Below are 13,155 nucleotides of genomic sequence, written 5' to 3'. Positions count from 1 at the left end.
ATGCTTGGCTGGCCGACATCGCAGTCTAGCCATCCGATTCGGGATGAAGAGCCGGAGGACATCCGCCGGCGGAGGGGCAGGTCATAGCTCAGCGTGCAGTTGCCACACGGATTCCGCTGAGGCTCGCCAGCTGAAGGCGGCAGCGCGGTCCATCCCTGCGAATCGCAAGCGCTCCCGCAACTCCTCGTCCACCAGGACGGCGGCGACCGCTTCGGCAAGCCTTGAGGGATAGCCGTCCGCGTCTTCGCGCGGCACGGTGACTCCCGCGCCGAAAGCGACCTCCGCGACGGCGGGATCGTCGGAGTGGACGACTGGCGTGCCGAAGCGCATGGCCTCGATGACGGGGAGCCCGAACCCCGACGAGAGATTTGGATACACGAACACTGCCGCGCGGCTGAGCACGACGGCGAGGTCGGCGTCTCCCAGGCTTCCTAGCGTGCGCACGCGTCCTTCTGGGAGCCCCGACTCCATGGCAACGGTCGACACGTGTTCGCCGTGGTGCTCCTCGGGGCCGACGATGACGAGCGGCATCCCTTGCAGGCACGGTCGGGCCATGGCCGCGATCAGTGCCCGCAGGCCCTTGCGAGGATCGAGGCTCGACACCGTTGCGATGTATCGCTCGGGTAAGTGCAGGGTTTCAGCACGGGCGTCCGCATCTTCAGGCACGCGGAGCGTGTCGGCAGGCGCACCGCCGATGACACGGATGCGGTCTCCCAGCTTTGCCACCTCGCCGAGTTGTTGCGCGACCGCGTGGGTCGGAACAACCACTGCATCCGCGAACTTGCGCGCGCGCTTGACCATCGCCTTCTGCCATGCTGCCTCGACGACGCCGACGGCCTCAGGGGCTGTCCAAGCGGATACGTCGTGCACGGTGACCGTGGTCTGGTCGACGGAGTCCGAAGAATCATGCTTGAACAACGGTGCGAGCAGGCTCGGTGCGTGGATGAGGCCGCCCCCCATGGGCAGCTTCACGCCCATTTGCCATGCCAGGGCGAGCTCACGGGAGCCGACAGGCAACGCGTGCACGCCGACGAGGCCGGGCAGTAACTGCTGAAGCAGCCGACGATCCGTTTCGCTTCTCGCGGCCGTCACGCCCTCGACGACACAGCCGCGCGGCGCCGTTGCGATCAGCTGTCGTGTCAGTTCGAGGCTGTAACGGGAGATGCCGTCCGGCACATCAGTGAGCACATCGTCAACGATCACCCTCAGCGTTGTCATCGAATGCCTTTCGGTCGAACGCATCGGCCAGCGCCTCTCGCCAGTCTCGCATCACGGGAATGCCGGCTGCGCCCCAGGCGTCATGACCAAGCACGGAATAGGCGGGTCGAGCGGCGGGCCGCGAGAAGTCTGCACTCGTCGTGGCCTTGACCCGCTCGGGATCGAGGCCGGCCTGTTCGAATACGGCCTGCGCGAAACCGAACCAGGTCGTCTCGCCACTCGCGGTGCCGTGGTAGATGCCCGCTGGCGCGTCCATGTCTACGAGCCGCACCAACTGCTCGGCGAGGTCGGCGGTCCAGGTGGGCTGGCCGCGCTGGTCGTCGACGACGCTCACCGTGTCGTGCGAGGCGGCCAGGCGCAGCATCGTTCGTGCGAAGTTCGGGCCGTGCGCGCCATACAACCACGCCGTGCGCACGATGTAGGTCCCGTCTGGATAGGCCGTTAGCGCACGTTCTTCGCCCGCGGCCTTCGTGCGTCCGTAAGCGTTCAGCGGATCGCGGGGAGCGTTTTCGGGGTAGGGCGTTGTCGCGTCGCCTTTGAACACGTAGTCCGTGGAAATAGTGACGAGCCGTGCACCGGTCTCGTGTGCTGCGATGGCGAGGTTCTCGGTGCCGACCGCGTTGACGGCGAAGGCCGCGTCCTCATGCGTTTCCGCGTCATCCACCTTCGTGTATGCGGAGGCGTTGAAGACGACATCGTGACCAGCTACGGCGTCGAAGACCGCGCTCCGGTCGGTGACATCCAGTTCGGAACGGGACAAGGCCGTCACCTCTCGGCCGAGGAGTGCCTGCTGTAGGTCGTGGCCCAGCATGCCGGACGCGCCCGTGACGAGATAGCGCACCCGCTACTGCCCCTGCGCCTTGTAGCGGTCTTCCGTCGCCTGCTTTTGCGGCGCCCACCAGTCCTCGTTGTCCTTGTACCACTGGATGGTCGCGGCGAGGCCGGCGGCGAAGTCGCCGTACTTGGGCGTCCAACCCAGTTCACTGCGGAGCTTCGTGGAGTCGATGGCGTAGCGGAGATCATGTCCCGGGCGGTCGTTGACCAAGTCGTAGGCATCTGCGGGCTGGCCAAGCTCGGTCAGGATGAGTTCGACGACCTGCTTGTTGTTCTTCTCGCCGTCTGCACCGATCAGATAGGTGTCGCCGATTCGGCCCTTCTCGAGGATGGTGAGGACTGCAGAGGAATGGTCATCGGCGTGGATCCAATCCCGCACGTTCTCGCCCGTGCCGTAGAGCTTCGGTCGCTCACCGCGGAGCACATTCGTGATTTGCCGGGGGATGAACTTCTCGACGTGCTGGTACGGACCGTAGTTGTTCGAGCAGTTCGAGATGGTGGCCTGAACGCCGAACGACCGCATCCATGCGCGCACCAGAAGATCACTGCCGGCCTTTGTCGAGGAGTACGGGCTCGAGGGGTTGTACGGCGTCGATTCGGTGAAGCGCGCCGGGTCGTCGAGCTCGAGGTCGCCATAGACCTCGTCCGTGGAGATGTGGTGGTACCGGATGCCGTGCTTGCGAGCGGCCTCGAGCAGCGTAAATGTTCCGACGAGGTTCGTGTGCACGAAGGGCTCGGGATCGGCCAGGGAGTTGTCGTTGTGACTCTCGGCCGCATAGTGAACGACCGCGTCGTGCTCCGCCAACAGGCGGTCGACCAACTCCGCGTCGGCGATGTCGCCCTTGACGAACGTGAATCGGTCGTCGGGCAGAGAAGCCAGGGACGCAAGGTTGCCGGCGTAGGTGAGCTTGTCGAGCACCGTCACGTCGTGATCGGTGTTGTCGATCAGATAGTGAACGAAGTTCGAGCCGATGAAACCGGCGCCGCCGGTGACGAGGATCTTCATGCGGTGCGGATGCTTTCTTACTCGAGAGAGGACCCGCGGACGACGGGTGGGAGGCCGAGACAGTCTAGCGAACGGGCATTCTGAGCTGCTTCAGCTTCTCTGGCTGGAGACGGCTGCAACGCGGGAGGTGCAGGGTCCGCCAGTCTCGTCATTGGTAGACTCACCCGGTGCAGATCCGCGAGTTGTCCGTACCCGATGCCTACGAGATCACACCCGTGCAGCACCGAGATGACCGCGGCGTGTTCCTCGAGTGGTACAGATTCGACCGCCTCGAGGACGTGGTCGGCCACCCGCTGAACCTACGACAAGGGAATACGTCTGTCTCGCGAAAGGGTTCGGTACGAGGAGTCCATTTCGCTGACATCCCGGTAGGACAAGCCAAATATGTGACCTGCCTACGAGGCGCGGTCCTTGACTTCACGATTGACATCAGAGTCGGATCCCCGACATTTGGACAGTCAGATGCTGTGTTACTCGACGATGTTGATCGTCGAGCCGTATACATCGCCGAGGGCCTTGGACATTGCTTCGTTGCACTCGCCGATGATGCGATCGTGACCTATTTGGTGTCCGACGTGTACACCCCAGATCGCGAGCACGAGATCAACCCGCTCGACCCTGAAATTGCACTCGATTTTCCGCTGGTATCCCACGAGCTACTGCTGTCGCCCAAGGACACGGACGCACCAACGCTCTTCGCCGCTCGCGACAGAGGTCTGCTTCCAGACTATGCCGAAGCGAAGGCCTTCTACGCCTCGCTGAACGGAGCGAATTAGCATGCGCGGCATTATTCTGGCGGGCGGGTCGGGTACTCGCCTCTGGCCAATCACCAAGGGCATCTCCAAGCAGCTCATGCCGATCTACGACAAGCCCATGGTCTACTACCCGTTGTCAACGCTCATGATGGCGGGAATCCGCGAGATTCTGATCATCACGACGCCCGAATACAATGAGCAGTTCAAGGCCCTCCTCGGCGACGGCTCGGCGCTAGGCATCCGGCTGGAATACGCAGTACAGCCCTCGCCCGACGGACTCGCGCAGGCCTTCATCATCGGCGAGGAATTCATCGGTGAGGAGGCGGTCGCCCTGGTGCTCGGCGACAATATCTTCCACGGCACAGGGCTGGGCACAGCCCTTCGCCACGTGACGGGCGACGAAGGCGCGAGGATTTTCGCGTACCACGTGAGCAACCCCAGGGCCTACGGCGTCGTGGAATTCGACGACGACTTCAGGGCACTATCCATCGAAGAGAAGCCGGAGCGCCCGAAGAGCAACTACGCCGTGCCCGGCCTCTACTTCTATGACAACAATGTTGTCGAGATAGCGAAGACGATTGAGCCGAGTGCCCGAGGCGAACTTGAGATCTCGACGGTGAACGAGCGCTATCTGCAGGCAGGCAAGCTCAAGGTTCAGGTGCTCGACCGGGGCACCGCCTGGCTCGACACCGGCACGTTCGAGTCCATGATGCAGGCTTCCGATTACGTTCGGGTTATTGAACATCGCCAGGGCACGAAGATCGGCTGCATCGAAGAGATCGCGTGGCGGAATGGCTGGATTGACACATCCCAGCTGAGGACGCTCGCGGAACCACTCGTCAAGAGCGGCTACGGAATCTACTTGCGTCAATTGCTGGACGCGGTCACTGGCCTTTAAGTAGCGGCGGGGTCGGTTCTTGGCGGTCAAGCGGCGGGGGTTCTTGAATCCTGAACATGATGTCGCGCATAGTCGCTGCGATTCCAGCCGGGAGCGAAGTCAAAGAGCGAGCATCCAGGTGTGGCAACACGCGAGACCGCAAGCGTAGATCCCTCGCCTGGTATTCGGCGGCCCGGGAGAAGCCGATCATCACGTTCGGACGGCGCTTGCTAATGAGGCCAATTTCGCCTATGAGTTCACCGATGGTAACGCCCCGCCCGGACGCGAGCACTTTTGTGACTGAGACGCCCTCGCCCGCGTCTCCCGAACTGTCGCTGACTTCTTCGATCAGGTCCGCAATCAGAGACGCGCAGTCGTCTACATAAATGTAGTCGCGGATTGTGTCCAGTGAAACGTAGATCGTAGCCGGCCTCGGCGAGAACTGGGCGACGGCAAGGTGAGATATCAGACCTTGCATTTTGTCTAGTCGTTGTCCAGGACCATACAAATTGGCTATCCGCCCGATGCAGACGTTGATACCGTGGGGTGTCAGTTCGTTAGTGGCGATGGCCTCCGCCGCGAGCTTCAATTCTCCGTAAGGCGATAAGGGCGCAGGCAGCGTCGTCTCGTCGAACGGTGGACCTGAGGACCCCGCGTATGCGCCTCCCGCCGATGATGCATAGAAGAAGGTCCCACGAGTCGATGCAGCCGCGCGGATGGCTTTCACACAACGGGAGAATGTGTCTAGTTCAGCATTAAGGTCTTCCTTTGATGATGACGTGACGGCAGCGCCTGCTGCCCAAACCACCGCCCAATTTGAACCCGCGCGTGAGGCCGAAACGACCAACGCTTCGACCGCAGCGGCGACTTGCTCCCCAACGAGATGCGGATCCTGCCAGGGCAGAGGCGGGGTGCTACGGACGCTCCAATCGTCACGGGCCTCCCCTGCGCGAACGATGGCCGAGCCGAGAAGTCCGCGGGATCCGATGATCAGCGCGTCAACGGCCATGAGTTACGCGGGGCGGTCGACCGAGAGGTCCGTTGTCAGGATCCGTGGTGATGAGGTATGGGGGCTTCCCCATCGCCATATTGACATTTATGCCGATGTACTCGGCCACGACGCCTAATGAGAAGAGGATTGCGCCCGAGCTTAGGAGCACGATCACGACGGTCGACGCCCACCCTGCGATGGCTATGTCTCCTACGACGCGCTCGATGAGCACAACTATTGCAAAGATGATTCCGATGATTCCGATGATGAATCCGAGAATCGCCACAGCCCGAAGTGCCCGTGTTCCACTGGTGAGCACCATGCGGAGGAAGTGTCCGAATAGTCTTCGAGGGGAATATCCGGACCGGCGGTCTCCCTCTTCACGGAGGGTGACCGGAGCAGTCGCGATCCGGTTGGACACCCAGCCCAGAGCGACATCTAGATAGACGCCTGATCCGGCGTAGGCGGCGACGCTGCGCGCGATGTTCCCGAGGACGAGTCTGAAACTGCTGTACTCGCTAGCGTTCGTTGTACCCGATACCTTAGCGAGCATCCACTTGGCTGTTTTCGATGCGGAGTTGCGTAGGAACCCGTGAGGCGCTTCATTAAGCGCTTTCGCATAGACGACCGGGGACTGCCGCTCCATCGCAGCGTCGAGGAGCGCGCCGATGTCGGACGGATCGTGCTGTCCGTCCTCGTCGAGCGTTACGACCCAGTCGCCGCCGGCGGAAGCCATTCCAGCGAGCGTCGCCGCATGCTGGCCGAAATTTCGCGACAGCCATACAGGTCGAACAAAAGAGAAGTCTTTGCTCAACATGCGCATCACCGCCGCTGAGTTGTCCGGGCCGTTGTCGTTTACGAGGAGTACCTCACCGACGACCCAGGAGTGTCCACCGGTCGTAATCTGCGGCGAAGTTAGTGGCTTGATTTCATCCATCAGACCAGCGAGGGTTCTTTCGCCTTGGTAAACAGGGACCACGATTGAGATCGAGTGATCGGCTGGAAGCTGGGTTGAGACTGTCTCGCTCTCACTCATCGCGCAACTCCTGCCTTTTGCGGGCCGGGGCCCTGGGCTGCCCCCATCCGGCGTTTCAGGAGCGTGTACGCAAGGCGGCGCAGTTGTGCTGTCCTGCGAGCCTGGGCGTTCCCTCGCCGAACGTCGCCCGGGCTGACTACCTCGGGATGCTCCTTACCGAGCCACTTATGGAAAGCAGAAGCCTGCTCCGCTTGTTCCTTCACTAGACGGACACTCCATTGTGTATGGGACACGCGGAACGACGCCATTGGCTCCGCCAGCGCGAACAGGTCGCCGGTAAGGAGAACTCGCACGTATGTTGCTTCATCGATGAGATACGGGTACCGGGAGTCCCAATATCCGACCTCTTCTAACGCAGAACGACGAATCATGACGCATGCAGGTTCGCCAAAGATGTTCGCTCCGGCTCTAACAGTCCGCCGCACCGCTTCTTTGCCAGGGACGAGGCCATGCAATCCGGCAAGGCCGCGAGCCCTTACGATGGCCTTGTCGTTTGCATCGACGATGCTTCGTTGGGATGCTGCCAGGCTGGCTGAGGGGTTCGCTTCAAGACCTTCAACCTGTCTGGCCACGATATCGCTTCGCAGCAGATCATCGCCGCATACCAACTTCACGTATTTACCGGTAGCCGCACTCGAGACGCGGTTCCAGTTGCGTAGCGCTCCACCGCCGCCGGGGGTTGTCAAGACTGTTACGCGAGGGTCTGAAGTGAACCGGGACACCTCCTCGAGGGTGCGGTCCGAAGAGGAGTGGTCGGCAACGATGAGTTCGATCGATGGATAGGTCTGCGCGAGCACGGACTCTAGAGTCTTACGGATGTAAGCGTCGTTGTTGTACGCGGGGATTACAACTGACACGAGTGGGTGGGTCACGAATGGTCCTTACGGCACGCCCTCATGGTGAAGATGCGTTGTCAGATCGGCAAGTCCACGCGGCTACCATCGCGCATGGTCAGCAGAAACCCTACCGCGACCTGCCTGACAGTGGTCCGTTCCGCCGTAAGGCATAATTCTCTGGTGCCCCCACGCTTGCTCTGGCCCGCCTTCGCTGTCGTTGCGGTCCTTGCGGCAGGATTAATCCCCCTCGCGTTCAACCATGGGTACTACTTCATCGACGACACGCAAGCCGGCGCAATCGGTCAGTGGTACAAGATCGGCACGAGGGTCCTGTCCGGCGACTGGTCTCTGATCAACCCGACCGTCTGGCAATCTGGGAATTACCTGTCCGAGGGAGCCTGGGGCCTCTTCAGTCCGATTCTCTGGGTAGTCGGCGTCGGCTCTCATGCCTTCGACAACGCGCTTGTTTACGCCACGATCGTGAAGCTAATCTGTCTATGCGTCGGAAGCTTCGGGGGATACGTTCTCGGTCGAACCTTCGGCATCACTCGTCCGTTCGCCGCGGTCCTTGGTGTAGTTCTGCCGCTGGCGGGTGTCACCCTCTATCTGGATGCCACCTCATGGGTGAACGGGCTAATGGCCTGGAGCCTCTGGCCGCTCGCCTGGGCGCTGTCGCGCCGTGCCGCGTTCGGTGGCAAGTCGCCGCTACTCGCGATCTGCAGCGTTATGGCCGTTATCGGCATCGGTTACGTTCACGCGACGATCTTTCTTGGCATCGCACTCATCGCCATCTTCGTTGAAGCGGTGCTTTCTGGCCACCGCCCTACGTGGATACGTACTATCGGCTTGCTCGCGGTCGCCGTTTCCTTCGGGCTGATCGTGCATCTCCCCTCGTTGCTGACAGCGCCGTCGTCCGGTCGAGTTCAGTCGGTAGTCAATACGGGACTGCTGACGACGAACCTGAGCTCGCTAGCGGCCTCGAGTTCTCCGGTCGGGGCAACTTCGGTAAACGTGTTCGGCAACCTTTTTCCCCACGCGCCGCTCATCTACGTCTCGTGGCTGCTCCCTGCCTTTGCCTTCGTAGCTTGGAAGCCCCTCCTAAGGCTTCTTCGCGCCCGAGCGAGCGTCGTTATCCTGTTCGGCGCAGCGCTCATCGGAGTGCTTCTGCCGAGTGACGTCGGTCCCTTGCGGATTCCGATTCGTATGATGCCGTATCTGGTGATCGCCGTCGGCGTGATGCTCACGCTTGGCCTGTCGCGGGCGCGGGCGTCCATGAGTAGGACGCGCTTCACGATCGCTCTCACAGTCGCAGCGGCGAGCTCGTGGCTTACGTTCTCCTTTGCTCCTGAGTTCCTTGCTCCCATTGTTGTCTGCTTCGTGGCGTTGGCCGGCGGTCTGTGGCTGCTCTACCTTGGAGCCTTGTCGGAGTCGACGGGACGGATGCGGTTCTTCGAGAGCATTCGCCATGGTCGATGGCCGGCATTCGCTGCGGCAGTCGCCATTGTCGGGACCGTCGGTTTAGTCATACCGCAGCACGCGACGCATCCTCGTGGACCGCTTCTCGACTATCAGATACCACATGACTATTCGCAGTATCGAAGTGTGCTTCGCCAAGCTGTCGGAGATGTGATCGTGGTCGGTGGACCGCTCAACGGGGTGATCCGCACAAGCGACTGGTCTGAGACCTTGGTGGCGAACCTCTGGTACGTGCCAGAGGCACGGGTCCAGAACGCCTACACGACGGTCTTTTATCCCGGGTACGGCGATGCAATGTGCATGCAGTATCAGGGAGCGACTTGCCCAGAGCTGTACACCAAGCTCTTCGAGAAGCAGTCGGAGTCTGGCAACACTCTTGCGGATGACATCGCCGTCAGCTCGGTGCAAGTAGTTAAGAGCGTGGTGCCCGAATCCGTGTGGTCGCGTGTGCCGATCGGGTGGCACGTTGTCCACGATGACTCCATAACGAGGCTCATCGTGCGGAATCATCCGGTGAGGCCTGCCGGCGGCATCGTATGGACATCGAACGGTGTGACTGTCCGAGCGACGCATGAAGACGCGATGGGGATCGATTTCAAAGTTGAGAAAGTGCCTTCTGGCGGCGGAAAGGTGGCGTTGAGCCGCATTGCATGGCCGGGATATCAGGTCGATGGAGCCGCCATATCCTCAAGGAGGACGGACGGCTTCTTGATGACTTTGGACGTCCCGGAGAGTTCGAGCGGGAGCACCGTGCATGTCGCGTTCGTGAGCCCTGGTGCCGGAATTGAGGTGGCGGCGCTGATTCTTATTGCACTTGTCACACTGGCGTGGATCTTGGGGCGGGCGCGCTTCTGGGGGAGGACGGAGGGCAGTGAGTCGCTTCTGTCCAGAGCCTCAGCTCCCCTACGCGATCCTGGAATCTCGTATGACTGAATGCAGGGGAAGGGCTCCGCGGGTGGTGGCGGTGGTCGTTGCGTACAACAGGACGGCACTCCTCGAAGAGTGTTTGAGAGCGATCCTCGCGCAGACTGTCGCCCCCGATGCGATCGTTGTCGTCGACAACGCTTCAACCGATGACTCAGCCGCTACGGCTCGGTCGATTGTGCCCGGTGTCCATGTGCTCAGCTTGCCGCGGAACACGGGAGGGGCTGGCGGGTTCGCGGTGGGCATCGCCGAGGCCGTGGAGAATCATGACGCGGACTACGTGTGGGTCATGGACGACGACACGGTGCCCACGTCGACTGCACTCCAAGAACTTGTGCGCGTTGTCGAAGTCTCACCGCACAACACAAATCTTGTCGGATCACGGGTCGAGTGGATCGACGGCAGGCCCCACCCGATGAACACTCCTCGCGTTCGGCCATTCGCGAGCCGGAGATCGGTGGCGCGCGCTGCGAAATATCAGTGCTATCCGGTGCGCTCTGCATCATTCGTTTCGTTGCTCATCAAGGGCAGCGCAGTACGGTCGCTGGGGCTTCCGATCGTCGACTACTTCCTATGGAATGACGACTTCGAGTACTCTGCTCGGTTGCTTCGATACGGTCGCGGTTACCTTGCGTGCCGGAGTGTTGTGGTGCACAAAACACGGCAGTTCGGATCCACCGACGCCGATCCAGGGGCACGATTCCTATTCGAAGTACGGAACAAGATCTGGATGCTTGCCCACTCGCGGTCGCTCTCTGTCGGCGAGAAGGCGATCTATCTGGTTTCCACCCTGTTGCGTTGGCTTCGCACGTTCGTCCGTTCTCACGACAGGGCAGTATTGCGCCGGGGTCTGGTCGATGGCTTAAGGCAGGGGATCAAAACGAGGCCAGCGCCCAACTCCGTAGCACTCGATGCGTACGGTGTACGGGCCGACGCTGTTGAGCGGCTGGAATCGAGAGCCAAGTCCGCCCTATGACGGAATCTGGTCAGCCGTTTTCGCTCTTGCTCCCCGTCTACCACGCAGACCGCGCTGCGCACTTCCTCCGGGCCTTCCAGAGCGCGGTCACCGACCAAACGAGAACTCCCGCGGAGGTCGTCCTGGTACAGGATGGGCCCGTCCCTGATGGCCTGGCGCGCGCCATCAGATCGGTCGTTCAAAGCTCGCTCGTGCCAGTCAACCTCGTGGTTCTCCATAAAAACGTAGGCCTGGCCAAGGCGCTTACGATGGGACTTGCTGCCTGCAAGAACGAGTTCATCGCCCGAATGGATGCCGACGACATCTCGTTGCCCCAACGTTTCGAGCGCCAGATTCCCCTGCTGGAATCAGGATATGACCTGGTCGGGTCGGGGATGCTCGAGTTTGATGAGGACGGTAAGGTCTGGGGTCGACGCGTCCCCCCCTCGGGCGCCGAAACGATCGCTCGTTCCGCGCGGTTCAAGGACCCGTTCAACCATCCGACCGTTGTTTACCGAAAATCCGCCGTGCTGGATGCGGGCGGATACCGTGAACTCCGGCTCATGGAGGACTATTGGCTGTTCGCGCGCATGATCCAACATGGAGCGCGGGCCGAAAATCTGACGGATCCCTTAGTGATGTATCGAATCGATGCCGGTGCCTACCACCGCAGGGGAGGGTGGAAACTCTTCAGCAGTGAAGTCCAGCTGCAGGTCGTGCTTCGACGGGAACGCTTCACGAGCTTGGCCCAATTCATCCGAAACGTCGTCGTACGGGGTGGGTACCGCTTCGTTCCCACCACCGTGCGCCGATTGGTCTATCGGAAGATCAGCGTTCGCAAGGTATCGCCGAATGACTAAGAGGCCAGCGGCTTGCGTTGCGAGACCACCCATGGGCGGCCCATCGTCGTCATCGTCGTCACGGAAGCGGTCTGTACCCTGGTACGTGCTCAGCTTGCACTTAGTCTTTGAGAGGAACTCGCCGAATGGACTATGACCTTCTGGTAGTTGGGTCTGGATTCTTCGGGCTCACGGTTGCCGAACGCTGCGCACAAGAGCTCGGTCTGCGTGTGGCGGTCATCGACCGCAGGGCCCACATCGGCGGCAACGCCTACAGCGAGGTCGAGCCGGAGACGGGCATCGAGATCCACCGCTACGGAGCCCATCTGTTTCACACGTCGAACAAAACGGTCTGGTCGTACGTCAACCGGTTCGCGAAGTTCACGGCTTATCAGCACCGTGTGTATACGACGCATCGCGGCGAAGCATTTCCGCTACCTATAAACCTTGGGACGATTAACCAGTTCTTCCGCTCGGCATACTCACCGAGCCAGGCTCGCGAGCTTGTTGCCAGCCATGCGGCGGAGAACTCTTCAGGGGAGATATCGAACCTGGAAGATAAGGCGATATCGCTCATCGGGCGCCCCCTGTACGAAGCGTTCGTTCGTGATTACACGGCAAAACAATGGCAAACCGATCCGACGAACTTGCCCGCCGAGGTCATCAGCCGGCTGCCGGTCCGATACACCTATGACAATCGGTACTTCAACGACACCTATGAGGGGCTGCCCGTTGAGGGGTACACGGCGTGGCTCAACCGTATGGCGGATCATCCCAAGATAGACGTGTTGCTCAATACCGACTTCTTCGATGCAGCAACACCCTTCAATAAGAGCGCAGCTATTGGGTCCATTCCGGTCGTGTACACCGGCCCGGTAGACCGCTACTTCGAGTATTCCGAAGGTCCGCTCTCGTGGAGAACACTCGACTTCGAGCGCGAGGTCCTCGACGTCGGTGACTACCAAGGAACGTCTGTCATGAACTACGCAGACCTCGACGTGCCGTACACACGCATCCACGAGTTCAGGCACTTCCATCCGGAGAGGGACTACAACCCAGAAAAGACCGTCATCATGCGGGAGTACTCGCGGTTCGCGCTAACCGAGGACGAGCCGTACTACCCGGTCAACACTCCTGATGACCGAGCTCGCCTTCTTGCCTATCGTGAGCTTGGCGCCTCGGAACATCACGTGTTCTTTGGCGGACGCCTGGGCACCTATCAGTATCTCGATATGCACATGGCTATCGGCGCGGCCCTCTCGATGTTCGAGAACAAGCTACGTCCGCTGTTCGACCGCCAGGCAACGAGCGCGACATCCGAGTGAGTCGATGTGCCAAAACGTCGACAACACTCGGGTCGCACAGCGAGCGCAATGCGAGGCGGGCATTCAGCACCGCGTTCTGGTTT

12 protein-coding genes are annotated in these 13,155 nt (G+C 61.1%); 6 read left to right on the top strand and 6 right to left on the bottom strand.

Annotation, left to right across the window (positions count from 1 at the left end; all coding sequences use genetic code 11):
- Positions 1–81: 81 nt before the first annotated feature.
- From ACO2Q7_RS16430 to rfbB, 3 genes are read right to left on the bottom strand one after another with little or no spacing between them, the layout of a single operon-like run.
- Complete coding sequence (locus ACO2Q7_RS16430) at positions 82–1,218, bottom strand: glycosyltransferase family 4 protein (RefSeq protein WP_423356788.1); 1,137 nt, start codon at positions 1,216–1,218, stop codon at positions 82–84.
- Positions 1,193–2,059, bottom strand: coding sequence for a dTDP-4-dehydrorhamnose reductase (rfbD, locus tag ACO2Q7_RS16425; protein WP_423356787.1), 867 nt, complete (start codon positions 2,057–2,059; stop codon positions 1,193–1,195). Before rfbD ends, ACO2Q7_RS16430 begins: the two co-directional genes overlap by 26 nt.
- Before the next feature lie 3 nt (positions 2,060–2,062).
- Positions 2,063–3,058 carry a dTDP-glucose 4,6-dehydratase gene (rfbB, locus tag ACO2Q7_RS16420; RefSeq protein ID WP_423356786.1) on the bottom strand — a complete coding sequence of 332 codons (996 nt, stop codon included), beginning with the start codon at positions 3,056–3,058 and terminating at the stop codon, positions 2,063–2,065.
- A 167-nt stretch (positions 3,059–3,225) separates the two neighbouring features.
- Here rfbB and ACO2Q7_RS16415 point away from each other — a divergent pair, with 167 nt between their 5' ends.
- Both ACO2Q7_RS16415 and rfbA read left to right on the top strand, forming a co-directional pair.
- Positions 3,226–3,834 (top strand): dTDP-4-dehydrorhamnose 3,5-epimerase family protein, encoded by a 609-nt coding sequence (locus ACO2Q7_RS16415; RefSeq protein WP_423356785.1) that lies wholly within the window; start codon positions 3,226–3,228, stop codon positions 3,832–3,834.
- 1 nt (position 3,835) lies between these two features.
- Positions 3,836–4,711, top strand: coding sequence for a glucose-1-phosphate thymidylyltransferase RfbA (rfbA, locus tag ACO2Q7_RS16410; RefSeq protein ID WP_423356784.1), 876 nt, complete (start codon positions 3,836–3,838; stop codon positions 4,709–4,711).
- Here rfbA and ACO2Q7_RS16405 read toward each other — a convergent pair.
- The 3 genes from ACO2Q7_RS16405 to ACO2Q7_RS16395 are packed head-to-tail and all read right to left on the bottom strand — an operon-like array spanning position 4,698 to position 7,574.
- Positions 4,698–5,699 (bottom strand): NAD-dependent epimerase/dehydratase family protein, encoded by a 1,002-nt coding sequence (locus tag ACO2Q7_RS16405; RefSeq protein WP_423356783.1) that lies wholly within the window; start codon positions 5,697–5,699, stop codon positions 4,698–4,700. The genes rfbA and ACO2Q7_RS16405 overlap by 14 nt on opposite strands.
- Positions 5,689–6,717, bottom strand: a complete 1,029-nt coding sequence (locus tag ACO2Q7_RS16400) for a glycosyltransferase (RefSeq protein ID WP_423356782.1) — start codon at positions 6,715–6,717, stop codon at positions 5,689–5,691. Before ACO2Q7_RS16400 ends, ACO2Q7_RS16405 begins: the two co-directional genes overlap by 11 nt.
- Entirely contained in the window at positions 6,714–7,574 is an 861-nt protein-coding gene (locus tag ACO2Q7_RS16395) for a glycosyltransferase family 2 protein (RefSeq protein WP_423356923.1), read from the bottom strand. Before ACO2Q7_RS16395 ends, ACO2Q7_RS16400 begins: the two co-directional genes overlap by 4 nt.
- 90 nt (positions 7,575–7,664) lie before the next feature.
- Here ACO2Q7_RS16395 and ACO2Q7_RS16390 point away from each other — a divergent pair, with 90 nt between their 5' ends.
- The 4 genes from ACO2Q7_RS16390 to glf all read left to right on the top strand — a co-directional run bounded on the left by ACO2Q7_RS16390 (position 7,665) and on the right by glf (position 13,072).
- On the top strand, positions 7,665–9,962 hold the full coding sequence (locus ACO2Q7_RS16390) for a hypothetical protein (RefSeq protein ID WP_423356781.1): 2,298 nt from the start codon (positions 7,665–7,667) through the stop codon (positions 9,960–9,962).
- 22 nt (positions 9,963–9,984) lie between these two features.
- Entirely contained in the window at positions 9,985–10,929 is a 945-nt protein-coding gene (locus tag ACO2Q7_RS16385; RefSeq protein ID WP_423356780.1) for a glycosyltransferase family 2 protein, read from the top strand.
- Positions 10,926–11,768 (top strand): glycosyltransferase, encoded by an 843-nt coding sequence (locus ACO2Q7_RS16380; protein WP_423356779.1) that lies wholly within the window; start codon positions 10,926–10,928, stop codon positions 11,766–11,768. The genes ACO2Q7_RS16385 and ACO2Q7_RS16380 overlap by 4 nt, the downstream gene beginning before the upstream one ends.
- Positions 11,769–11,893: 125 nt before the next feature.
- Entirely contained in the window at positions 11,894–13,072 is a 1,179-nt protein-coding gene (gene glf, locus ACO2Q7_RS16375) for a UDP-galactopyranose mutase (protein ID WP_423356778.1), read from the top strand.
- The last annotated feature ends 83 nt before the right edge of the window (positions 13,073–13,155 follow it).

The organism is Rathayibacter sp. KR2-224 (assembly GCF_049446075.1).
GTDB lineage: Bacteria > Actinomycetota > Actinomycetes > Actinomycetales > Microbacteriaceae > Humibacter.
Note: the sequence above shows the minus strand (reverse complement) of the source record. Positions and strands in the feature narration are given on the sequence as shown.